This is a genomic window from Streptomyces sp. NPDC026377, assembly GCF_055567715.1.
In genome coordinates this window covers 390,449-413,250 of the sequence record NZ_JBVHPV010000002.1, presented here as the reverse complement: position 1 = coordinate 413,250, position 22,802 = coordinate 390,449, and the positions used below count along the sequence as shown (strand labels likewise).

21 protein-coding genes are annotated in these 22,802 nt (G+C 73.4%); 14 read left to right on the top strand and 7 right to left on the bottom strand.

All coding sequences use genetic code 11. The annotated features are described in order from the left end of the window. The first annotated feature begins 129 nt into the window (after window positions 1-129). From ACZ4MU_RS05945 to ACZ4MU_RS05930, 4 genes are all read left to right on the top strand, one after another. Window positions 130-714 (top strand): suppressor of fused domain protein, encoded by a 585-nt coding sequence (locus tag ACZ4MU_RS05945; protein ID WP_467871471.1) that lies wholly within the window; start codon window positions 130-132, stop codon window positions 712-714. A 210-nt stretch (window positions 715-924) separates the two neighbouring features. After that, window positions 925-1,575, top strand: coding sequence for a DUF6758 family protein (locus ACZ4MU_RS05940; protein WP_467871468.1), 651 nt, complete (start codon window positions 925-927; stop codon window positions 1,573-1,575). 110 nt (window positions 1,576-1,685) lie between these two features. Then, complete coding sequence (locus ACZ4MU_RS05935) at window positions 1,686-2,549, top strand: PHP domain-containing protein (RefSeq protein WP_467871466.1); 864 nt, start codon at window positions 1,686-1,688, stop codon at window positions 2,547-2,549. A gap of 95 nt (window positions 2,550-2,644) precedes the next feature. Continuing rightward, the gene (locus ACZ4MU_RS05930; protein WP_467871463.1) at window positions 2,645-3,250 is read left to right on the top strand and encodes a MarC family protein; all 606 of its coding nucleotides are present in this window, start codon (window positions 2,645-2,647) and stop codon (window positions 3,248-3,250) included. Between the two features lie 90 nt (window positions 3,251-3,340). Here the strand turns inward: ACZ4MU_RS05930 and ACZ4MU_RS05925 are convergent, their stop codons facing one another. Further along, window positions 3,341-3,493 carry a hypothetical protein gene (locus ACZ4MU_RS05925; protein ID WP_467871460.1) on the bottom strand — a complete coding sequence of 51 codons (153 nt, stop codon included), beginning with the start codon at window positions 3,491-3,493 and terminating at the stop codon, window positions 3,341-3,343. Between the two features lie 197 nt (window positions 3,494-3,690). On the opposite strand from ACZ4MU_RS05925, the gene ACZ4MU_RS05920 reads away from it, so the two are divergent. Continuing rightward, window positions 3,691-4,701 carry an NYN domain-containing protein gene (locus ACZ4MU_RS05920; RefSeq protein WP_467871458.1) on the top strand — a complete coding sequence of 337 codons (1,011 nt, stop codon included), beginning with the start codon at window positions 3,691-3,693 and terminating at the stop codon, window positions 4,699-4,701. Window positions 4,702-5,276: 575 nt separating this feature from the next. On the opposite strand, the gene ACZ4MU_RS05915 is transcribed toward ACZ4MU_RS05920, so the two are convergent. Then, window positions 5,277-6,149 carry an alpha/beta fold hydrolase gene (locus tag ACZ4MU_RS05915; RefSeq protein WP_467871455.1) on the bottom strand — a complete coding sequence of 291 codons (873 nt, stop codon included), beginning with the start codon at window positions 6,147-6,149 and terminating at the stop codon, window positions 5,277-5,279. A 100-nt stretch (window positions 6,150-6,249) separates the two neighbouring features. Further along, on the bottom strand, window positions 6,250-8,496 hold the full coding sequence (locus ACZ4MU_RS05910; protein ID WP_467871453.1) for a DEAD/DEAH box helicase: 2,247 nt from the start codon (window positions 8,494-8,496) through the stop codon (window positions 6,250-6,252). A gap of 314 nt (window positions 8,497-8,810) precedes the next feature. On the opposite strand from ACZ4MU_RS05910, the gene ACZ4MU_RS05905 reads away from it, so the two are divergent. After that, complete coding sequence (locus ACZ4MU_RS05905; protein ID WP_467871450.1) at window positions 8,811-9,635, top strand: ferritin-like fold-containing protein; 825 nt, start codon at window positions 8,811-8,813, stop codon at window positions 9,633-9,635. A gap of 58 nt (window positions 9,636-9,693) precedes the next feature. Here the strand turns inward: ACZ4MU_RS05905 and ACZ4MU_RS05900 are convergent, their stop codons facing one another. The 4 genes from ACZ4MU_RS05900 to ACZ4MU_RS05885 form a co-directional block, all read right to left on the bottom strand. Continuing rightward, window positions 9,694-9,957: a hypothetical protein gene (locus ACZ4MU_RS05900; RefSeq protein ID WP_467871447.1), complete on the bottom strand. Its 264-nt coding sequence runs from the start codon at window positions 9,955-9,957 to the stop codon at window positions 9,694-9,696. 211 nt (window positions 9,958-10,168) lie between these two features. After that, window positions 10,169-10,396, bottom strand: coding sequence for a DUF3107 domain-containing protein (locus ACZ4MU_RS05895; protein WP_467871444.1), 228 nt, complete (start codon window positions 10,394-10,396; stop codon window positions 10,169-10,171). Window positions 10,397-10,529: 133 nt separating this feature from the next. Continuing rightward, complete coding sequence (locus ACZ4MU_RS05890) at window positions 10,530-11,171, bottom strand: TetR/AcrR family transcriptional regulator (protein WP_361387214.1); 642 nt, start codon at window positions 11,169-11,171, stop codon at window positions 10,530-10,532. Window positions 11,172-11,317: 146 nt separating this feature from the next. Then, the gene (locus ACZ4MU_RS05885) at window positions 11,318-11,548 is read right to left on the bottom strand and encodes a hypothetical protein (protein WP_467871440.1); all 231 of its coding nucleotides are present in this window, start codon (window positions 11,546-11,548) and stop codon (window positions 11,318-11,320) included. 117 nt (window positions 11,549-11,665) lie between these two features. Between ACZ4MU_RS05885 and ACZ4MU_RS05880 the strand changes: the two genes are divergently transcribed. The 8 genes from ACZ4MU_RS05880 (at window position 11,666) to ACZ4MU_RS05845 (ending at window position 22,787) form a co-directional block, all read left to right on the top strand. Next, the gene (locus ACZ4MU_RS05880) at window positions 11,666-12,634 is read left to right on the top strand and encodes an alpha/beta fold hydrolase (RefSeq protein ID WP_467871437.1); all 969 of its coding nucleotides are present in this window, start codon (window positions 11,666-11,668) and stop codon (window positions 12,632-12,634) included. Between the two features lie 8 nt (window positions 12,635-12,642). Further along, on the top strand, window positions 12,643-14,193 hold the full coding sequence (locus tag ACZ4MU_RS05875) for a DUF3152 domain-containing protein (protein ID WP_467871434.1): 1,551 nt from the start codon (window positions 12,643-12,645) through the stop codon (window positions 14,191-14,193). An 88-nt stretch (window positions 14,194-14,281) separates the two neighbouring features. Further along, a complete protein-coding gene (locus ACZ4MU_RS05870; RefSeq protein WP_467871431.1) occupies window positions 14,282-14,377 on the top strand; it encodes an Ms4533A family Cys-rich leader peptide in 96 nt (31 codons plus the stop codon). A 170-nt stretch (window positions 14,378-14,547) separates the two neighbouring features. After that, a complete protein-coding gene (locus ACZ4MU_RS05865) occupies window positions 14,548-16,269 on the top strand; it encodes an ABC transporter substrate-binding protein (RefSeq protein ID WP_467871429.1) in 1,722 nt (573 codons plus the stop codon). Window positions 16,270-16,271: 2 nt separating this feature from the next. Further along, the gene (locus ACZ4MU_RS05860) at window positions 16,272-17,297 is read left to right on the top strand and encodes an ABC transporter permease (protein WP_467871426.1); all 1,026 of its coding nucleotides are present in this window, start codon (window positions 16,272-16,274) and stop codon (window positions 17,295-17,297) included. Next, a complete protein-coding gene (locus tag ACZ4MU_RS05855) occupies window positions 17,294-18,283 on the top strand; it encodes an ABC transporter permease (protein WP_467871423.1) in 990 nt (329 codons plus the stop codon). The genes ACZ4MU_RS05860 and ACZ4MU_RS05855 overlap by 4 nt, the downstream gene beginning before the upstream one ends. Next, window positions 18,280-19,905 carry a dipeptide ABC transporter ATP-binding protein gene (locus ACZ4MU_RS05850; protein ID WP_467871421.1) on the top strand — a complete coding sequence of 542 codons (1,626 nt, stop codon included), beginning with the start codon at window positions 18,280-18,282 and terminating at the stop codon, window positions 19,903-19,905. The genes ACZ4MU_RS05855 and ACZ4MU_RS05850 overlap by 4 nt, the downstream gene beginning before the upstream one ends. 191 nt (window positions 19,906-20,096) lie before the next feature. Then, complete coding sequence (locus tag ACZ4MU_RS05845; protein WP_467872245.1) at window positions 20,097-22,787, top strand: DUF3492 domain-containing protein; 2,691 nt, start codon at window positions 20,097-20,099, stop codon at window positions 22,785-22,787. The last annotated feature ends 15 nt before the right edge of the window (window positions 22,788-22,802 follow it).

Sequence of the window (22,802 nt, the reverse complement as noted above, 5' to 3'; positions counted from 1 at the left end):
AGCCCCACCTCCTCCGGCCGGTCCCCCGTGGGGGACTTTTCGCTGCCCTGAACAGCGGCCAAGAGTATCAGCCGGCGCAGGTGTCAAGTCCGTACTTTGCCCGTTCGATACGGCTTCTATGCTCAACTCATGGTTGATGTTCTTGCTCTCGTCGAGGCCAGGCTGCGCACCGCCCTCGGCGAACCGGACGCGCGCGCCGCGGTGACCTTCCTCGGTACGGACCGCGTCGAGGTGCTGCGCTTCGCCGACGGGGACATCGTGCGCTACGCCACGCTCGGCATGTCGGCGCAGCCGATGACCGACCCGGCCGCCGCCCTCGCCGACCCGGTCAAGGGGCCGCGCGCCGAGCTGGTCCTGTCCGTACGGGCCGGGCTCGCCGACACGGACAAGGTGCTGCGCCCGCTCGCCGTCCTGGCCTCCACCCCGCAGGTCGAGGGTGTGGTGGTGGCCCCCGGCGCCTCCCTGGACATCGGGGAACCGCTGTGGCCCGGGGCGCCGTTCAGCTCGGTCCTGGTCGCGGAGGGCGGCGGCCTCGTCGAGGACCTGGAGCTCGACGAGCCGATGGACCCGGTCCGCTTCCTGCCGCTGCTGCCGATGACGGCCAACGAGGCGGCCTGGAAGCGGGTGCGCGGGGCGCAGGAGCTGGAGGAGCGCTGGCTGGCCAACGGGACGGACCTGCGCGATCCCCTGCGCACCTCGGTACGCCTGGACTAGCAGGGGCGCGCCTTGCGGAGCGTGCGCGGGCCGCGGGGGCGCGCACGCCCGGCCCCCGGCCGACCACCGCGCCCACGCGGCCGCACCGGAGGTGGCCGGACCCGGAAGGCGCGCCCCGGCGCGCCGACGCCCCCGCCCGCCCCTTCTGCCACACGCCGGACGGGTGATCGTCCTTGACGCGGCGCGGCACGGGGAGGACCGTTGGCATGTATGAGGGGCGAACCCAGTTGCCCGAAGTGCGGAGGCCGGGTCCGGGCGCCCGGTCTCTTTGCCGACACCTGGCAGTGCGACGTGCACGGGACGGTGCATCCGCTCCAGCCGGTCGTCCCGCCGAGCGTCGAGGCGCTCGGCGTCGTGGTGCACCGGGCGAAGGTGCCCGTCTGGATGCCGTGGCCGCTGCCGATCGGCTGGCTCTTCACCGGGGTGGCGTGCGCGGGCGACGACCGCAGCGGCGGCCGGGCGACCGCCGTGGCCTGCTCGGGCCCCGCGCCGCTCGGCGGCATCGGCGAGCTGCTGCTCGTCGCGGAGGAGCTGGGCGTGGGCCTGGGCGCGCGGTACGCGGGCGTCGACGGCCCCGACCCCGGCCCGTACATGAGCGTCGACAAACCGCCCCACGCCAAGGTCCTCGCGGCCGGGCGCCCCACCCCGCTCTGGCACGTCACCGGCACACCCGACGACCGCGCGGTCTTCGCGGGCGAGGCGCGCGGCCTGTGGCTGTGGGCGATCGTCTGGCCCGAGCAGTCGGGGCTGCTGCTCTACGACGAGCTGGTCCTCACCGATCTGCGCGACGCGGGCGCCGAGGTCGAGCTGGTGCCGTGCGGGGCGCTGTCGCCGCGCATCCTGTCGGGAGGGACGCGGTGAGCCGTGCCGGGCGGGTGCGGTGACCGCCACAGCCGTGCCGGGCGGGACCGGGGCCCCGCGCAGTTATCCTTGACTGTCCCCGCCGTCCGTCCCTACGCCTGGAGTCACGCGTGCGCATCGACCTGCACACCCACTCCACCGCTTCCGACGGCACGGACACCCCGGCCGAGCTCGTCCGCAACGCGGCCGCCGCCGGACTCGACGTCATCGCGCTCACCGACCACGACACCACCCGCGGCCACGCGCAGGCGACCGCCGCGCTTCCCGCCGGCCTGACCCTGGTGACCGGCGCCGAGCTCTCCTGCCGGATCGACGGCGTCGGCCTGCACATGCTGGCGTACCTCTTCGACCCCGAGGAGCCGGAGCTGGCGCGCGAGCGCGAGCTGGTCCGCGACGACCGGGTGCCGCGCGCCCGGGGGATGGTCGCCAAGCTCCAGGAGCTGGGCGTCCCGGTCACCTGGGAGCAGGTGGCGCGGATCGCGGGCGACGGCTCGGTGGGCCGCCCGCACGTCGCCGAGGCGATGGTCGAGCTGGGCGTCGTCGGGTCGGTCTCGCAGGCGTTCGTGCCCGAGTGGCTGGCGGACGGCGGACGCGCGTACGTCGGCAAGCACGAACTCGACCCGTTCGAGGCGGTCCGGCTGGTCAAGGCCGCCGGAGGGGTCACCGTCTTCGCGCACCCGCTCGCCCTCAAGCGCGGCCGGGTCGTGCCCGAGACAGTCATAGCCGAGCTCGCCTCGGCCGGCCTCGACGGCATCGAGGTCGACCACACGGACCACGACGCGCCCTCGCGCGCGAAGCTGCGCTCGCTCGCCGCCGAACTCGGCCTGCTGACCACCGGCTCCAGCGACTACCACGGCGACCGTAAGGCCGTGCGGCTCGGTGAGTGCACCACCGACCCCGAGATCTACGGCGAGATCATCCGCCGGGCGACGGGCGCGTTCCCCGTCCCGGGCGCGGGCGGAACCGGCCGCTAGCCCGGGCCCCCGGCCCCCGTCGCCCTCCTCCAGAGGGCTCCGCTCCGTGCGGCGCCCTCCCCTGCTCCGTACACCCTCTCCCGCAAGGCACCACCGTGTTCGACGCTGCCGTTTTCGGCTCCCTCTTCCTCACTCTGTTCGTCATCATGGATCCCCCCGGGATCACCCCGATCTTCCTCGCCCTGACCTCCGGCCGCGCCGCCAAGGTGCAGCGCAGGATGGCGTGGCAGGCCGCCGCCGTCGCCCTCGGCGTGATCACCGTGTTCGGTCTGGTGGGCAACCAGATCCTGGCGTACCTGCACATCGAGGTTCCCGCGCTGATGATCGCGGGCGGTCTGCTGCTCCTGCTCATCGCGCTCGACCTGCTCACCGGCAAGATGGAGGAGCCGAAGCAGACCAAGGACGTCAACGTGGCGCTGGTGCCGCTGGGCATGCCGCTGCTCGCCGGGCCCGGCGCGATCGTCCAGGTGATCCTGGCGGTCCAGAACCACGACACGCTCGGCGGCCAGGTCGCGGTGTGGACCGCGATCCTCGCCATGCACATCGTGCTCTGGCTGGTCATGCGGTACTCGCTGCTGATCATCCGGGTCATCAAGGACGGCGGTGTGGTCCTGGTGACGCGGCTCGCGGGCATGATGCTCTCCGCGCTCGCGGTGCAGCAGATCATCAACGGCGTCACCCAGGTGATCCGCGGCGGGTGACCGTACGCGTACCCGCGCAGCGAAAAGCGCCCCCGTACCGGTGTTCGGTGCGGGGGCGCTTCGGCTTGTCGCGTCGGAGATCCTTACGCGTTACGAAGCCGAGCTTTCGGCCGGTCGGATGTAGATGCGCTGGCCGACTGCGGCGGCCTGCTGCACGATCCGGTTGACGGAGGCGGCGTCCACGACGGTGCTGTCCACGGCGGTGCCGTCCACGTCGTTGAGGCGCATGATTTCGAAGCGCAAGGCTTCTCCCTTCGTCTGATCCTCCTGAAGGAGAACTGCTGGTGCTGGTGGCACGGGGAACTGGCCCCGTTACGACTGTTACAACGGGTTGCCCTTGGCAAACATTCCCTACGCTAAGGAAATTTTTTCACGAGCTAAATACTGGCGGGTAAGGCACCGGTTGTGAGAGCTCGCTCACGCCCCCGAGAATGGGGGCAATGAGCAAAGCAGGCGACATCCCAGACAGCGAGATCCCCGGCGGCGGCGCCCCCGGCGTCCCGGACGGCTCCGGAGGCTCCGGAGGCTCCGGAGGCGCGGGCGGCACCGGAGGCCCGGACGCCGCCGGTCTGTCCGGCATCGGCGCGCAGCTGGAGCGCACCAACCAGCTGCTGCGGCGGATGCTCGCCGAGGTGGCTAAGACGCCCTCCACGCACGCGATCTTCGTGGACGCGGGGTACGTGTACGCGGCGGCGGGTCTCCTGGTCACCGGGACGGAGGACCGCCGGGCCTTCGACCTCGACGCGGAGGGGCTGATCGAGGCCTTCATCGACAAGGCCCGCACGATCTTCGCGGACAGCCGGCTGCTCCGGGTGTACTGGTACGACGGCGCGCGCCGGCGCATCCACACCACCGAGCAGCAGTCGATCGCCGAGCTGCCGGACGTGAAGGTGCGGCTGGGCAACCTCAACGCCAACAACCAGCAGAAGGGCGTCGACTCCCTGATCCGCTCCGACCTGGAGTCCCTCGCCCGCCACCGCGCGATCAGCGACGCGGCGCTCATCGGTGGTGACGAGGACCTCGTCTCGGCGGTCGAGGCGGCGCAGGGGTACGGGGCGCGGGTCCACCTCTGGGGGATCGAGGCGGCGGAGGGGCGCAACCAGGCGGAGCCGCTGCTGTGGGAGGTCGACAGCCAGCGCACGTTCGACCTGGACTTCTGCAAGCCGTACGTCACCCGGCGGCCGGTGACGATGTACGAGGACAGCGGGCCCGCGCCGACGCGGGACGATGTGCGGTTCGTGGGGGCACGGATCGCGGCGACGTGGCTGTCGGAGCGGGGCCGGGCGTCCCTGGCCCAGCTGCTGCCCGGCCATCCGTATCTGCCCGGCCCGGTCGACCAGGACCTCCTGGTGGAGGCGGAACGCCTGCTCCAGCGGTCGCTGCGGGGCCACGCGGATCTGCGGCGGGCGCTGCGGGACGGGTTCTGGCAGCACTTGCAGTCGCAGTACTAGGGGGTGCGGGGGCATGGTGCCCGGGCGCGGGCCGGGGTCATCCGGGCAGCTCCCCGCGACCCTTCTTGGCCAGGGGTTTGTCTGCGGGTGGGTGGGGGGTTGCTCGCGCAGTTCCCCGCGCCCCTCTTGGCCAGGGGTTTGTCTGCGGGCCGGTGGAGGCTTGCTCGCGCAGTTCCCCGCGCCCCTTGGGGGGACTCGGCTCGGCCAAGTTCCTGGGGCCCCGGAGGCGCGTTTTCGTCCGCGGACGCTCTGTGGCTGGCCGCGCAGTTCCCCGCGCCCCTAAATGCCCGTGGCTGACCGGAGCGTTTTGGGCTGCCCCGGATGGCCCCGCAGGCGAACGCCGACCTATGAGGGGCGCGAGGAACTGCGCGAGCAACCATCACTCACCGGCAGGTGGGCGCCCGGCCTATGAGGGGCGCGGGGAACTGCGCGAGCAACCACGACTCACCCGCAGACGAACCCCTGGCCAAAGAGGGGCGCGGGGAACTGCGCGAGCAACCACGGCTCACCCGCAGACGAATCCCTGGCCAAAAAGGGCAACCCACCGCGCACCCGCAGGCGAAAGCGCGCCCCCCTCAGCCCCCCACAGACACCGGCACCGACGCCCAGAACCCCACCAGCGCCCCCGCCAACACCCCCGCATGCGTCACATTGGGCGAGTGCCCCGCCCCCGCCACCACCGTGTGCCGCGCCCCCGTGTCCCGCGCCAGCGCCTCCAGCTCCTCCACCGTCCAGACCGTCTCCTCGTCCCCGTACGCGACATGCAGCGGCACGGGCAGCGCGGCGATCTGTTCGGTGCGGTCCGGCTCCGTTCGCAGCTGGCGGCCCGCCGCGATGAGCTGGCCCGGCCGTGTGGCGAACCAGCGGCGCCGCAGGAACTCCGCGACCTCCGCCGTGTCCGGCTCGTACGACGGGTCCCGGCTGTCCAGCCACCGGGTCACCGCCCACACCACCGCCGGGGGCAGCACCGGCAGCGCGGCCCGCAGCAGCCGGATCTTGGCGCGCTGCTCGGGGCCGACGTGCCCCGGCCCCGACGCCAGCAGCGTCAGCGACGCGAAGGAGCGCGGGGCGAGGCGGACGGCCGCGCGCGCCACCAGACCGCCGAAGGAGTGGCCGACGAGGTGCACGGGCCCGTCCCCCAGCGCCGCCGCCTGGGCCACGGCGTCCTCGGCGAGGATCCGCGGGGTGTAGCCGGACGCCCCGCGCGGCCCGGGGCTCTCGTACTGGCCGCGCCCGTCGACCGCCACCGCCCGGTACCCGGCCCGCGCGAGCGGCTCCAGGAGGGCGAGGAAGTCCTCCTTGCTGCCGGTGAAGCCGGGCAGCAGCAGCGCCGTCCCGGCCCGGGGGCCCACGGGCTCGCAGTCGAGTACGGCGAAACGGCCGCGGGGCGTCTCAAGCGGGTACGCGCGCGTGCCCGGGGGCAGGGCCAGGGACCGGGGCTTGCTCATATGCCGAGCGTAACCGGGGTGCGCGGGCTCCGGAGCGCCGCCCCGGACGCACGTCGGCCCGGCACCCCGTGGGGGGTGCCGGGCCGACGAAGCGGTGTGCTTACGCCTCGGGCGCCGCGACCTTGCGGGTGCGGGTACGGCGGGGCTTGGGCTCCGCCGCCGCCTCGGGGGCGGCCTCCGCGGTCTTCTTCGCGCGCGTCCGACGCGGCTTGGGCTCGGCGGCGGCGGACGCCTCCGGCTCGGCCGCGACGGCCGTCTTGCGCGATCGGGCCGGCTGGGCGGCGGCCTCGGCGGCCTTCGCGGCGGCGATCTCCAGGGCGGCTGACTCCGGGGTAAGGAAGCCGACCTCGGAGGAGGACGCCACCTTGCGCACCCGGCGACGGGGCTTGACCGGCGCCTCGGCGACGGCCTCCACGACCTGCTCCGCCACCTTGCGGGTACGGCGGCGCGGGGCGGCGGCCACCGGCTCGGAGGCGGGCAGGGGAGCCTCGGCGGCGGGCGCCGGGACGACGGGCGCCTCGGCGACGGTCTTGCGGGTCCGGGTGCGGCGCGGCTTGGTCTCGGCCTCCGCCACGGTGTCGGCCTGCACGGCCTCCACCACGGTCTCGGCGGCAGCCGCGGTCTTGCGGGTCCGGGTGCGGCGCGGCTTGGTCTCGGCTTCCACCACGGTGTCGGCCTCCACCACGGTCTCGGCGGCCGGTGCTGCCACCGGCTCCGCGACGGCCACCGCGGCGGTCACGGCCTCGGCGGCCGGAGCCGCCTCCACCGGGGCCACGCCCACACGGGTGCGGCGACGGCGGCGCGGGGTGCGCGGCTCGGTGGTCTCGGCGGCCTCGGCCTCCGGCGCGGCGGCCGGCTCCGGGGTCACGGACGCCTGGGCGTCCGCCTCGACCGACGAGCCGTTCCGCGTACGGCGGCGCTGACGCGGTGTGCGCGGCGCGCGCTCCTCGGTGGCGACCGGCGCCGCGGCGGCGGCGGACTTGCGGCCGCGGCCGCCCGTCTCGCCCAGGTCCTCCAGCACCTCGGCCGACAGACCCGCACGGGTCCGCTCGCCGCGGGGCAGGACGCCCTTGGTGCCCGCCGGGATGTTGAGCTGCTCGAACAGGTGCGGCGACGTCGAGTACGTCTCGACCGGGTCGGGGAAGCCCAGGTCCAGCGCCTTGTTGATCAGCTGCCAGCGCGGGATGTCGTCCCAGTCGACGAGCGTGACCGCGATGCCCTTCTTGCCCGCGCGGCCGGTGCGGCCGATGCGGTGGAGGTAGGTCTTCTCCTCCTCCGGCGACTGGTAGTTGATGACGTGCGTCACGCCCTCGACGTCGATGCCGCGGGCGGCGACGTCGGTGCAGACCAGCACGTCGACCTTGCCGTTGCGGAAGGCGCGCAGCGCCTGCTCACGGGCGCCCTGGCCGAGGTCACCGTGGACCGCGCCGGAGGCGAAGCCGCGCTTGGCGAGCTGCTCGGCGATGTCGGCGGCCGTCCGCTTCGTACGGCAGAAGATCATCGCGAGTCCGCGGCCCTCGGCCTGCAGGATGCGCGCGACGAGCTCCGGCTTGTCCATCGAGTGGGCGCGGAAGACGTGCTGCGCGGTGTTGGCCACGGTGGCGCCCGCGTCGTCCGGCGAGGTGGCGCTGATGTGCGTGGGCTGCGACATGTAGCGACGGGCCAGGCCGATGACGGCACCCGGCATGGTCGCCGAGAACAGCATGGTCTGGCGCTTCGCCGGAAGCATGTTGATGATCTTCTCGACGTCGGGCAGGAAGCCCAGGTCGAGCATCTCGTCGGCCTCGTCCAGGACGAGCGCGCGGACGTGGGAGAGGTCCAGCTTGCGCTGGCCCGCCAGGTCGAGCAGCCGGCCGGGGGTGCCGACGATCACGTCGACGCCCTTCTTGAGGGCCTCGACCTGCGGCTCGTACGCCCGGCCGCCGTAGATGGCGAGCACCCGGACGTTGCGGACCTTGCCGGCGGTGAGCAGGTCGTTGGTGACCTGGGTGCAGAGCTCGCGGGTGGGGACCACGACGAGCGCCTGCGGGGCGTCGGTGAGCTGGTCGGGCCTGGCCCGGCCCGCCTCGACGTCCGCGGGGACGGTGACGCGCTCCAGGAGCGGCAGACCGAAGCCGAGCGTCTTGCCGGTGCCGGTCTTGGCCTGGCCGATGACGTCGGAGCCGGAGAGCGCGACGGGGAGCGTCATCTCCTGGATGGGGAACGGGGACACGATGCCGACGGCCTCGAGGGCTTCGGCGGTCTCGGGGAGGATCCCGAGGTCTCGGAACGTAGTCAGGGTGCTGCCTCTTCTGTGAGACGCGGTACGGAGGCGAACGCGGCGGGTCTTACCGTGCCGTGGGTCCATCCGGCCAGGTGTCGGGGATCGACCGGGCCGGGTGGCGCGGGACCACTGCCGTCGCTCAAGCGCTCGTGCCGCTGAGGGGTCCCTCATCTGCGGTTACGTACTGTCACGTGCCGCACTGGAGGGCTGTCGGGTCGGAGCCGACCGGGCGACCGACCGGGCATCCTCATTCATCAAGCCGCCCGCCGATACATGATCCTCGGCAGGCTCATTACCACTGTACCCCGGATTCGCGCATGTGTGTTGGGCGAATTCCCGGGAACCGGTCGGGTGCTCCGGCTGACCAGGCCCTTCCCCCCTGCCGGGAGCGGGCTATTGTGCGCTCCATGGAGACGCCTGACAACGCCAACGCGGCCGGAACCGAAGCCGCCGCGCACGCTGCCGACGCGGTGGAGACCGCCGGGACCGCCGAGAGCGCCGGGACCACCGAGAACACAGCGGGACCCACCGGGATCGCCGCCCAGGACTGGGCGACGGCCTCCGCCGAGCCCCAGTACCGGGCCGCGGTGGTGGATCTGCTCGGCGCCCTCGCGTACGGCGAGCTCGCGGCCTTCGAGCGGCTGGCCGACGACGCCAAGCTGGCGCCCTCGCTCGCCGACAAGGCGGAGCTGGCGAAGATGGCCTCGGCCGAGTTCCACCATTTCGAGCGGCTGCGCGACCGTCTCGCCGAGATCGACGCGGAGCCGACCGCCGCGATGGAGCCCTTCGCCAAGGCGCTGGACGACTTCCACCACCAGACCGCACCGTCCGACTGGCTGGAGGGCCTGGTCAAGGCGTACGTGGGCGACTCGATCGCCAGTGACTTCTACCGCGAGGTGGCGGCCCGGTTGGACTCGGACACCCGCGGCCTGGTGCTGGCGGTGCTCGACGACACCGGCCACGGCAACTTCGCGGTGGAGAAGGTGCGCGCGGCCATCGAGGCCGACCCGCGGCTCGGCGGGCGGCTCGCGCTGTGGGCGCGGCGGCTGATGGGCGAGGCCCTCTCGCAGGCCCAGCGCGTGGTCGCGGAGCGCGACGCGCTGTCGACGATGCTGGTCGGCGGTATGGCGGACGGCTTCGATCTGGCCGCGGTGGGCGAGATGTTCGCCCGCATCACCAAGGCGCACACCAAGCGCATGGCCGCGCTGGGCCTCGCCGCCTAGGGAGCCGCGCCGCCCTGGGATCCGCCCAGATCCTCCCAGGACGCCGGAGCTTCGCCGTCTACGCCGCTGAGCGGCGCAGACGGCCCCTCGGGCGCAGCAGCAGCGACAGCGCGACCACCGCGATGAAGGTGGCGCCGACGATCGTGGTCACCGTGTGCCCGGGGCCGACCGCGGAGTGGGTCAGGAAGGCGCCGAACAGGGCGCCGAGCGAGCCCACCGCGAAAACGGTTCGCCGCTCCGGCAGTCGGTGGGGCAGACGGGACGCGGCAGTCCAGGCGAGGGCGATTCCGAGCATGACGGAGCCGAGCGCTTCCAGGAGCATGTACGTCCCTCCCGCGGTGTGTGGCCAGGGCTATCGGGTCATCAGCCGTCCTACCCGAGGCTCGCGGAACGCAACCCTCACCTCACCGTGTGGAGCACAGCGAAGGCACAGGAAGCGCCCGCCCGGCGCGTCGCGCGCGGACGGGCGCAAAAGAAGCGGCCCGGCGGTCGATGACCGCCGGGCCGCGCCCTGTTCTTCCTGCCGTACGGGGCTACAGCTGGCCGAAGCCCACCCGGCGAACCGTCGGCTCGCCGATCTCCACGTACGCGATCCGGTCGGCCGGCACGAGGACCCTGCGGCCCTTGTCGTCCTGGAGGCTGAGCAGCTGCGCCTTGCCGGCGAGGGCGTCGGCTACCGCGCTCTCGACCTCCTCGGCGGACTGCCCGCTCTCCAGAACGATCTCCCGGGGCGCGTGCTGCACGCCGATCTTGACCTCCACGGCTATGTCCCTCCGACGGTCTGCGGTGCGCGGTCAGCCGCGCCGTACCCCGCACACATTAGCCCGGAGAGGGGACCCGGACGGGCGCGGCGCCGCACGCTAGGAGCGAACACCGGCGCCCCGCAAGCGCTGTTCAGTGGCCTTCGGAGCCGTGCAGCGGGAAGCCCGCGATACCGCGCCAGGCCAGCGAGGTGAGGAGCTGGACCGCCTTCTCGCGGGGGATCGCCGACTCGCTGGAGAGCCAGTAGCGGGCGACCACCTGGGAGACCCCGCCCAGGCCCACGGCCAGCAGCATCGACTCGTCCTTGGACAGGCCGGTGTCCTCGGCGATCACGTCCGAGATCGCCTCGGCGCACTGCAGGCTGACCCGCTCCACGCGCTCGCGCACGGCGGGCTCGTTGGTCAGGTCGGACTCGAAGACCAGGCGGAAGGCGCCGCCCTCTTCCTCCACGTACGCGAAGTAGGCGTCCATGGTCGCCGCCACCCGCAGCTTGTTGTCGCTGGTGGAGGCGAGCGCCGTGCGCACGGCCAGGAGCAGCGCCTCGCAGTGCTGGTCGAGCAGGGCCAGGTAGAGCTCCAGCTTTCCGGGGAAGTGCTGGTAGAGGACCGGCTTGGAGACACCGGCCCGCTCCGCGATGTCGTCCATCGCGGCCGAGTGGTAGCCCTGTGCGACGAAGACTTCCTGGGCCGCGCCCAGGAGCTGATTGCGGCGGGCCCGGCGGGGCAGGCGCGTGCCTCGCGGGCGCGCCGCCTCGGTCTGCTCGATGGCTGTCACGCCGCCTCCCAAAAGTTGATCTCGTGCGCGATGGACGCGCGCCGCCATCGTACTTTTGGGTAACCCGGCTGTGCGCGGTGCGCACGCAGAATTTCACGGACCGGACGCGCTGGGTAGCTGGAGATACGCCCGGTTATCCGAACAAATCAGCGGTAGTCGTCCTCGTCGAGGGCGACCACACGCGTCTGTTCGACCGCGTCCGCCTCGTTCGCCGCGTCCGGGTCGACGCGGGTGAGCGGGTCGTCGCGGTCGTGGTGCACCTCGGTGTGCTGCTCGGCCGCGTCCGCCTCCGGCGTCTCCTCGTCGAGCTCCACGGTGCCGGCTTCTTCCTGGAAATCTTCCTCGAACATCTCGGGATCACTGGGGTCGACGGGCATGATTGCTCCCTTTTCGAGGGCTTGGTAACGAGCCTATGGGCTAGGTCTGCGCGCCGCTATGCGGTCTGTGACGGCGAACACACGAACCACGGTGTGATCGTCTCGTAACATTGCCGCATGCCTTCGACCGAGCTGCCGGAAACCCTTGCCGCCGCTGCCGCCCCGGTACCCCGGGTGGGCGCGGTCCGGGTGGCGGACGGTGAAGAGCTGCGCCCGGTGAGTCTGCCCGGGCTGACGCTGAACATCCGCACCCGTCCGAGTACCCGCTCCGGACTCGCCCCCGCCCTCTTCGTGCACGGCCTCGGCGGCTCCTCGCAGAACTGGTCCGCCCTGATGCCGCTGCTCGCGGACACGGTGGAGTGCGAGGCCGTGGACCTGCCCGGCTTCGGCGACTCCGCGCCGCCGGACGACGGCGACTACTCGGTCACCGGCCACGCGCGCGCGGTGATCCGGCTGCTGGACGCCGAGGGGCGCGGCCCCGTCCACCTCTTCGGGAACTCGCTGGGCGGCGCGGTCGCCACCCGGGTCGCGGCGGTCCGCCCCGACCTGGTCCGCACCCTCACCCTGGTGTCGCCCGCGCTCCCCGAGCTCCGCGCCCAGCGCGCCGCCTGGCCCACCGCCCTGCTCGCGGTGCCGGGCGTGGCCCCGCTGTTCGCCCGGATGACCAAGGACTGGACGGTCGAGCAGCGCACGCGCGGCACGATGGCCCTGTGTTACGGCGACCCCGGCCTGGTGAGCCCCGAGGCGTTCCGGGCGGCGGTCGAGGAGATGGAGCGGCGCCTGGCGCTGCCGTACTTCTGGGACGCGATGGTCCGCTCGGCGCGGGGTGTGGTGAACGCCTACACCCTGGGCGGGCAGCACGGGCTGTGGCGCCAGGCCGAGCGCGTGCTCGCCCCGACCCTGCTGGTGTACGGCGGGCGTGACCGGCTCGTCGGCTTCCGGATGGCCCGCAGAGCCGCCGCCGCGTTCCGCGGATCGAGACTGCTGACCCTGCCCGACGCCGGGCACCTGGCGATGATTGAGTACCCGGAGGCGGTCGCGCAGGCCTTCCGGGACCTGCTCGACGACTGCGGAAACAGGAGCTGATCCGGGGCGTGGGACGACACAGCCGACCCAGGGGCGCCGCGGGCACTCCCGATGCCATCCGCGCCGCCGACGCCACCGGGCCCCTGCCCGTGGCGGAGGGCGCGCAGCCCGCGGGCCGACGCCGCCGCACCGAAGGCCCGCCGACCGGCCAGGCCCCGAGCCGTCCGGTTCCGGGCACCTCCGCCCCGCACCAGGGCGGCACCACCCCCGCGCACGGCGTGCCGGTCCGCGGCGGCCACCCCGAGCACCACGAGAGCGGCGGCGGCTGGGGCGGTCCCCCGGCACCGCACCCCGGCGCCCCGGCCCACCCCGGGCCCGGTGTCCGAATACCGGGACCCCGGCGCGAGTACGTGGACGCCTTCGACGGCACCGACTGGACCGACACCGCCACCCACCGCGCGCCCGGCCCCCCGGACACGGGCACCTTCCGCACGGCCGCGCCCACCGACACCGGCACCCACCGCATGGCCGGTCCGGCCGACACCGGCGTCCACCGCAAGGCCACACCCGCCGACACCGGCACCTACGGGCGGGTCGCTCCTGGCGACCCGGGCGCCCGGCGCGGGCCGGATGCGACGGGTACCGGCTCCCACCGCCGGATGGTCGTGGCCGACACGGGCGAGCAGCGCAGGATCGTTCCCGCGCCCACGGCGGCCCGGCCTGCCCCCGCGCCCGTACCCCTCCCCGCCCCGGCCGCCGCCCCCGAGCGGGCCGAGCCGGAAGCCGGGGAGAAGACCGCCGGGAAGGGCAGGTCCGTCAAGGGCCGCACCCTCACCGGGATCGCGGCGGCGGCCGTCACCACCGTGCTCGCGGTCGTGGTGGCCGGGCAGGTCACCTCCGACGCCGGCCACCGCGCCGGCGCCCAGGCCGCCGACGGCGCCGGACGCGGCGGCGACGGGCCCGCCTCCCGCTCCCAGGACCGCTCCACGCCCCAGCAGGCGGCCCCGCCCAAGCCCGCCACGTACGAGCAGAAGATGGCCCTGCAGTACCCGATCGACCCCAAGCTGAAGGGCTCCGGCGAGTTCGAGACCGTGCCGGGCTCCGCGGCGGCGCCGGGCAAGGGGCGCAAGTACCGCTACCGGGTGGACATCGAGAAGGGCCTCGAACTGGACGGTGCCCTCTTCGCCGAGGCCGTGCAGAAGACCCTCAACGACGACCGCAGCTGGGCGCACGACGGCGCGAAGACCTTCGAGCGCGTCTCCTCCGGCAAGCCCGACTTCGTCGTCACCCTGGCCAGCCCCGGTACCACCGGCACCTGGTGCGCCAAGTCGGAGCTGGACGTCACCGAGGAGAACGTCTCCTGCGACTCGGCCGCCACCGAGCGCGTGATGATCAACGCGTTCCGCTGGGCGCAGGGCTCGGAGACCTTCGGCCCCCAGGCGATGTTCGCCTACCGCCAGATGCTCATCAACCACGAGGTGGGACACCGGCTCGGCCACGGACATGTGAGCTGTCGCACTCCGGGGGCGCTCGCTCCGGTGATGCAGCAGCAGACCAAGTCCTTGGACATAGACGGGATCAAGTGCCGTCCCAACCCCTGGGTCTTCCCGACCGGTTGAGACCAGTCCGGCCCCGCTGTCCACGATGTGGGACGACTGTCTCAATCTCAGTTGACAGTGGACAGCGGGGCTTTGCATAGTTCTGGACATGCCGCACCGCCCCGTCACCTCCGAACGCGCCGCCATCGAGCTGGCGCTGATCGGCGTGACCGGGCTCTGCGTAGCCGACATTCACTGTTGCTGACGCCCACTCGCGCGCACTTTCTCCCTCGCGCCCGGGTCCTTCCGTCTTCGCTCATCCGCGGGCGCGGCACTCCCTCTTGTCCGAAGGCCATGACGCCGTCATGGGCCGGGACAGACGCCCGCGTCCGTTCCGTCCCTGCCCGGCAGTCACCCCGAGAGGTCTTCACTCCGATGCGCCAGATGTCCGGAAACGTCGCAAGAGCGGCAGCGATAGCCGTGGTTCTCGCCGTGGGCGCCGTCGCCTGCGGCCCCGACGACAGCGGCGCCAAGAACGCCGGCGGCGGCTCGGACGCCAAGCCCGCCAAGGGCGGCACGCTCTCCGTCCTCAACAACGAGCCGCAGACCGACTTCGACCCGGCGCGGCTCTACACCTCCGGCGGCGGAAACGTTCCGTCCCTGGTGTTCCGTACGCTCACCACCCGCAACCGCGAGGCGGGCGCCGAGGGCACCAAGGTCGTCCCGGACCTCGCCACCGACACCGGCAGGCCCAACGCCGACGCCACGGTGTGGACGTACACCCTCAAGGACGGCCTCACGTACGAGGACGGCACGCCGATCACCACGGCCGACATCAAGTACGGCATCGAGCGCTCCTTCGCGGCCGAGCTCTCCGGCGGCGCGCCCTATCTGCGCGACTGGCTGGTCGGCGGCGCCGCGTACCAGGGCCCCTACAAGGACGGCGGCAAGGGCCTCGCCTCCATCGAGACGCCCGACGCCAAGACGATCGTCTTCCACCTGAACAAGCCCGAGGGCGAGTTCCCGTACCTGGCGACCCAGACCCAGTTCGCGCCGGTCCCCAAGGCCAAGGACACCGGCACCAAGTACGAGTCGCACCCGGTCTCCTCCGGCCCGTACAAGGTCGTCAAGAACGAGAACGACGGCGAGCACCTGGTCCTGGAGCGCAACCCGCACTGGTCCGAGGCCACCGACGCCGAGCGCAAGGCGTACCCGGACACCATCGACGTGCGCTCCGGGCTCGACGCCTCCGTCATCAACCAGCGCCTGTCCGCCTCCCAGGGGCCGGACTCCGCCGCCGTCACCACCGACACCAACCTCGGCCCCGCCGAGCTCGCCAAGGTCGGCGGTGACAAGGCGCTCGCCGCGCGCGTGGGCACCGGCCACTTCGGCTACACCAACTACATCGGCTTCAACCCGAAGGTGAAGCCCTTCGACGACCCGAAGGTGCGCCAGGCCATCGCGTACGCCGTGGACCGCAGCTCGGTGATCAACGCGGTCGGCGGCTCCTCGCTCGCCGAGCCCGCCACCACCTTCCTGCCGGACCAGAAGGCGTTCGGCCACGCCGACTTCGACCACTTCCCGGCGGGCGACTCCGGCAACGCGGCCAAGGCCAAGGAGCTGCTGAAGGAGGCGGGCCACGCGGACGGCCTCACCGTCACGCTCACCCACACCAACGCCAAGGGCGGCCCCAAGGGCCCGGAGGTCGCGACCGCCCTCCAGGACGCCCTGAAGAAGGCCGGGATCACGGTCAAGCTCCAGGGCCTGGAGGCCAACGACTACAACGACACCATCCAGAGCGCCGACAAGGAGCCCGGCTTCTTCGTGCGTGGCTGGGGCGCGGACTGGCCCTCCGGCGGCCCGTTCCTGGCGCCGATCTTCGACGGCCGCCAGATCGTCAGGGACGGAGCCAACTTCAACACCGGCTTCCTGAACGACCCGGCCGTCAACAAGGAGGTCGACGAGATCAACAAGCTCACCGACCTGGCGGCCGCCGCGCCGCGCTGGGGCGCCCTCGACAAGAAGATCGGTGAGCAGGCCGTGGTGGTCCCGCTCTTCCACCCGGTCTACAAGCGCCTCGTCGGCAAGGACATCAAGAACGTGGTCATCAGCGACTGGACCGGCGTGCTCGACATCTCCCAGGTAGCGGTCAAGTAGTCATGAGCAGTGAGGCCTTGTTGGCCTCGGAGACGGGAGCGGCCCCCCTGGTCGCTCCCGCCTCGGGGGCCCGTCAGTTCGGGCGGCGGCTGCGCGCCCAGCGCGCCGTGACCGTCGCCGCCGTCGTCTTCGTCCTGCTCGTGCTCGTCGCGCTCACCGCGCCGCTGCTCACCGCCCTGGAGGGGCAGGACCCCAACGCCTTCCACCCGGCCCTGGTCGACTCGGCGGCCGGCGGCGTGCCCAAGGGCGCGTTCGGCGGCGTCAGCGGCGACCACTGGCTCGGCGTGGAGCCCCAGACCGGCCGCGACCTGTTCGCGCGGCTCGTCTACGGAGCCCGGGTCTCGCTCGGCGTCGCCTTCATCGCCACCCTCGTGCAGGTGCTGATCGGGGTGAGCCTCGGACTGCTCGCGGCCCTCGGCGGGCGCTGGGCCGACCAGGTCATCAGCCGGTTCACCGACGTGGTGGTGGCGCTGCCGCTGCTCGTCATCGGCCTCGGCCTGATCGCGGTCGTGCCCGACTCGGTGCCGCGCCCGGTCCTGATCACCTGTGTCATCGCGGTCGTAGGCTGGTCCGGCACCTCCAAGATCGTGCGGTCCTCGGCGCTCAGCCTCAAGTCCCTCGACTACGTCGCGGCGGCCCGGCTCAGCGGCTGGGGCCGCCTCGCGGTCGCCCGGCGCGAGCTGCTGCCCGCGCTGGCCGCGCCCGTCATCACCTACGGCGTGCTGCTGGTGCCCGCCAACGTCTCCATCGAGGCGGCCCTGTCCTTCCTCGGCGTCGGCATCAAGCCGCCCACGCCCTCGTGGGGGCAGATGCTCACCGAGGCCAACACCTGGTACCAGTCGGCGCCCACGTATCTGCTGCTGCCGGCCGGCTTCCTGTTCGTGACGGTCCTCTCGCTGACCGTCGTCGGCGAGGGCGTGCGCACCGCGCTCGACCCCAGGGCGGCCTCCCGGCTCAAGGTCGGCGTCACCTCCCGCAAGGACGCCAAGTCCCGCAAGACCGCAGCCCTCAAGGAGGCCGCCAAATGACGGGCTTCCTGCTGCGACGGCTCGGCGGCGCGGTCTTCGTGCTGCTCGCCCTCTCCGTCGTCGTCTACCTCGTCTTCTACGCCGCTCCCGGCAACGTCGCCCAGATCGTCTGCGGCGAGCGCTGCTCCCCGGCCCAGGTGGCCCAGGTGCACGACCGCCTCCAGCTCGGCGACCCCCTGTACGTCCAGTACGGGCACTTCCTCCAGGGGCTCTTCGCCGGACGGGACTTCTCCTCCGGCGTCGGCGTCGTGCACTGCGACGCGCCGTGCCTGGGCCTGTCCTACCGCCAGGACTCGCCGGTCACCGACATCCTCCTGAACAAGCTGCCCGTCACCGGCTCGCTGGTCGTCGGCGCCTTCGTGCTGTGGATCGTGCTCGGCGTCGGCACCGGGCTGCTCTCCGCGTGGAAGCGAGGCGGCACCGTCGAGCGGACCCTGACCGGGCTCACGCTCATCGGCTTCTCCACCCCGGTCTTCGTGATCGGCCTGGTGCTCATCATCGTCTTCTGCTCGACGCTCGGCTGGCTGCCGTTCCCGCAGTACACCCCCTTCTCGGACAACCCCGAGCAGTGGTTCTGGGGGCTGCTGCTGCCGTGGATCTCGCTGGCCCTGATCGAGAGCGCCAAGTACGCGCGCCTGGTGCGCAGCTCCATGCTGGAGACCCTCGCCGAGGACCATGTGCGCACCTTCCGGGCGTACGGGCTCACCGAGCGGGCCATCGTCGGCAAGCACGCCCTGCGCGGCGCGGTCGCCCCCGTCATCGCGCTCAGCGCCCTGGACGCGGGCTCCATGTTCGGCGGCGCCGTGCTCACCGAGTCGCTCTTCGGCATCCAGGGCATCGGCAAGCTCCTGGTGGACTCCGTCCGCCAGGTCGACCTGCCCGTGGTGGTCGGCGTCGTCCTGACGACCGGGTTCTTCGTCGTACTGGCCAATGCCGTCGCGGACGCGCTGTACGCGATGGCCGACCGACGGGTGGTGCTGTCATGACCGAGGCCACGACGCAGGCTCTGGTGGAGGTCACCGACCTCGCCATCACCTTCGGGCAGACCCGGGCGGTGGACGGGCTCTCCTTCACCCTGGCGCCCGGCGCCGCCCTCGGCGTCGTCGGCGAGTCCGGCTCCGGCAAGAGCGCGTCCGCGTACGCCCTGCTCGGCCTGCACCGGGGCACCGGCGCCCTGGTCGAGGGCAGCGTGAAGGTCGCGGGCACCGACGTCCAGCAGGCCTCCGACGCCGAACTGCGGCGGCTGCGCGGGGGAGTGGCCGCGATGGTCTTCCAGGACCCGCTCTCCTCCCTCGACCCGTACTACGCCATCGGGGACCAGATCGCCGAGGTGTACCGGGTGCACCGGGGCGGCTCCAGGCGGGCGGCACGCGCGCGTGCCGTGGAGGTGCTCGACCGCGTCGGCATCCCCGACGCCGCGCGCAAGGCGCGCTCGCGCCCGCACGAGTTCTCCGGCGGTATGCGCCAGCGCGCGCTCATCGCCATGGCGCTGGCCTGCGAGCCCCGGCTCCTGGTCGCGGACGAGCCGACCACCGCCCTCGACGTCACCGTCCAGGCCCAGATCCTCGACCTGCTGCACGGACTGCGCCAGGAGACCGGAATGGGCCTGCTGCTGGTCACCCACGACGTGGGCGTGGCGGCCGAGAGCGTCGACGACGTCCTGGTCATGCGCCGGGGCCGCGCGGTCGAGCGGGGGCCCGTACAGGACGTGCTCGGCGCGCCGAAGGCCGCGTACACCAAGGAGCTGCTCTCCGCGGTGCCGCGCCTGGACGCCGCCAAGCCGGACGCCGCGGCCGCCGGTGAGCCGCTGCTCGAAGCCCGCGACCTGCGCAAGGTGTTCGGGCGCGGCAAGTCGGCGTTCACCGCCGTCGACGGGGTCTCGCTCACCGTGCGGCGCGGCGAGACGCTCGGCGTGGTCGGGGAGAGCGGCAGCGGCAAGACGACGCTCGGCCGGATGCTGGTGGGCCTGCTCGACACCACCTCCGGCAGCATCCACCGCGACGGCACGGCCGTGCAGATGGTCTTCCAGGACCCGGTCGCCTCGCTCAACCCCCGGCGGTCCATCGGCGAGTCGGTGGCCGACCCGCTGCGCGCCGCAGGCGTACGGGACGAGGACCGCGTCCGCGCGCGCGTGGGCGAACTCCTGGACCGGGTCGGCCTCGACCCGGACCGCTACGACCGCTACCCGCACGAGTTCAGCGGCGGCCAGCGCCAGCGCGTCGGCATCGCCCGCGCGCTCGCGGCCGAACCGCAGCTGATCGTCTGCGACGAGCCGGTCTCCGCCCTCGACGTCACCACCCAGGCCCAGGTCACCGCCCTCCTCGCGGAACTTCAGCGCGAACTCGGCCTCGGGCTCGTCTTCATCGCGCACGACCTGGCCGTCGTACGGCAGGTCAGCGACCGGGTCGCGGTGATGCGCCGGGGCCGGATCGTGGAGGAGGGCGCCGTGGACGAGGTGTACGGATCGCCCCAGGACCCGTACACACGGCAGCTCCTCGCCGCCGTGCCGACCGTCGACCCGGTGCTGGCCGCGGTGCGGCGCGCCGCCCGCAAGGAGCTGCGCGAGCAGACGCGGGAGCACAACCTCGGTGAGGTGGCCGCCGCCTGACGCTGCGTTACTCCGCCGACCCGTAGCGCGACGGAACGCCACGGCGGTGGGAAAGTTACGTGCATTCACCCCTTCCGGTGGCGCGATGGACAACCGTCCATCGCGCCACCGCCGTATCCGCTTACGTTCTTCCCGCTGCGAGTCGCCGGTGCAACGGCGGCCGCCCACCAGGGAGATCGGGGGTGCGTACTGTGCGGATCGGACTGCTCACCGACGGGGGATACCCGTTCACGACCGGCGAGTCCAGACTGTGGTGCGACCGGCTCGTGCGCGGGCTCGCGCGGCACGAGTTCGACATATACGCGCTGAGCCGCACGGCGGCGCAGGAGGAACGCGGCTGGGTGGCCCTGCCGCCCCATGTCCGCCGGGTGCGCACGGCCCCGTTGTGGGGCGCGCAGGACTGGGGGCACGTCCGCACGCGCTCCCCGCGCTCGCGCCGCCTCGGCCGCCGCGAGCGCGACCGTTTCGCCATGTGCCTGCGCGAACTGGCCGGAGCGATCTGCATGGCCGGGCCGGGCGGGGCGGACGGCGAGCACGGGCTGCCCGGCGGGCCGGGGCGGGCGGGCGCGGTGGCGGGCGGGCCCGGGCAGCGGCGGCCGGACCGTGGCGGTCGGGTCGGCGCCGACGTGGGCGCGCCCGGCCAGGGCGGAGACCCGGGGGCGCTCACGGTCACCTTCGAGACCGTCGCGAACGGGGCGCTCGGCGCTGACCTCAAGGGATCGGGCTCCTTGGGATCCGGCCCCACGGGCGGCGGCTCCTCGCGGTTCGCGGAAGCGCTGTACGGCCTGGCCGACCTCGCCCTGGAACACGGCGGACTCTCCGCCGTCCTGCGCTCCGAGACGGCCGTGCGTGTCCTGGAGGCCGCCTGCCGCACCCCCGGCGCGAGCCGCGCGGTGCAGGCCGCCCGCATCCCGGACCACCTCGCCTTCGCGGAGTTCCTGGAACGCGCCCTGCGCCCCCTCTCGCTCGACTGGTACGACGCGGCGGGCCTCGGCGACGTCGACCTCTGCCACGCGGCCGGAGGCGGTTGCGCCGCCCTCCCGGGCCTGCTGGCCAAACGCTTCTTCGGGGTTCCGCTGCTGGTCACCGAGTACGGGGTGCGGCTGCGCGCCGAGTACCTCGCGACCGGCGGCGCGCGCGTCCCGGTACGGGCGCTGACGGCCGGGTTCCACCGGCGGCTCGCCGCCGAGGTGTACGAACGGGCCGCGCTCATCACCCCCGGCAACACCCACACCCGCCGCTGGCAGGAGAAGTGCGGCGCCGACCGCGCCAAGCTGCGCACGGTGTACCCCGGCATGGCCGCCGACCGCTTCCAGGCGGTGGGCGAGGGCGCCGACGGCGGCGACCCCACCACGCTGGTCTGGGTCGGCCGCGTCGACCCGACCAAGGACCTCATCTCCCTGCTGCACGCCTTCGCGGAGGTCCGGCGCGCGGAACCGGACGCCCGCCTGCGGATCTTCTACGCGGGCCGGACGCCCGGGGCCGCCCCGTACGGGGACGCGCCGGGCGCGGGGCGCGGCAGAGGTGCGGTGGGCGAGGGCTGTTTCGGTGGGTCGGGGGGCTCGGGCTCGACGGGTCGTGGTTCCGGCGGCGGTTGGGCGGTGGGCCTCGGCGGGGACGGGTTCGGCGGGGCGCCGTTCGGCGGGGCGGCGTTCGGTGGCGTGGCGTTCGGCGGTGCGGCGTTCGCGGGCGGAGGCATGGGGTTCGGGGGGTTCGGCGGGGGGAGGTCCGCAGGGGCGAGGTGCCGGGGAAGTGCGGGCCTTGGGGCCGGAGGGGGGCGTGGGGGGCGTTCCGGTTATGGGGCGGGCGCCGGGCACGGGACGGGTTCCGGCTGTGGGACGGGTTCTGGCTACGGGGCCGATTCCGGCTGTGCGGCCGGCTCCGGCCATGGAGTGGGTCCTGATTACGCGGCTGGTTCTGCTCACGCGGCTGGTTCTGCTCATACGGCGGGCTCTGGTTACGCGGCTGGGCCTCGTTACGCAGTCGGCGCTGATTACGCGACCGGGCCTGGTTACCCGGCCGGGCCTGGTTACGCGGCCGGGCCTGGTTACGCGGCCGGTTCGGCGTACGCCGCCGACGCGGGGCACGGCGCCGGACCGGGGTACGCGGACGGATACGGCGGCGGCGCGGTGCACCCGGGCGGCTACGGCGGCCCCCACACATACGGGTGGGGCGGCGGCGTGGTGCCCTCGGGCGGCTACGGCGGCGGCCCCCACGGATTCGACGGCGCCTCCGCCCCCTCCGCCTCCTCGCTCTCGCCCGAGGCCGCCGCCTACCTCGCCCACTGCCGTGCCCTCGCCGCCCAGCTCTTCCCCGACGAGGCCGTGGACGCGCACGCAATAGGGGACAACCCGGTCTCCTTCGAGGAGATCGGCGGCCCGGGCGCGCCGGAGCTCGCCGACGCGTACGCCGGCGGCAGCGTCGTCGTCCTCTCCAGCGTCGTCGAGGGCTTCCCCGTCAGCCTGGTCGAGGCGATGTTCTGCGGCCGGGCGACGGTCTCCACGGACACGGGCGCGGTGGTGGAGGTCATCGGCGGCACGGGCCTCGTGGTCCCGCCGCGCAACCCGCGTGCGCTCGCGGACGCGTGCCTGGCGCTGCTGCGCGACCCCGAACGGCGTGAACGGCTCGGCGCCGCAGCCCGCGCCCGCGCCCTGGAGCTCTTCACCGTCGAGCAGAACCTCGCGGCATTTCGCGGCATTTACCTGGAGCTGATGTCCCACTGCCCGGTGCGGCGGGAGGCCGTCGACGGGAGCGGCGACCCGGTGCCGTTCGCCCACCCGGCCGAGGCCCACGTCCCCGGCAGCTGGACGGCCCTGACCGGCCCGGCCCCGTCCGGCCCCGGCCGTCCCGGCGCCACGCCTGCCGAGGAGGCGACCCGATGACCCTCCCGCCGACGA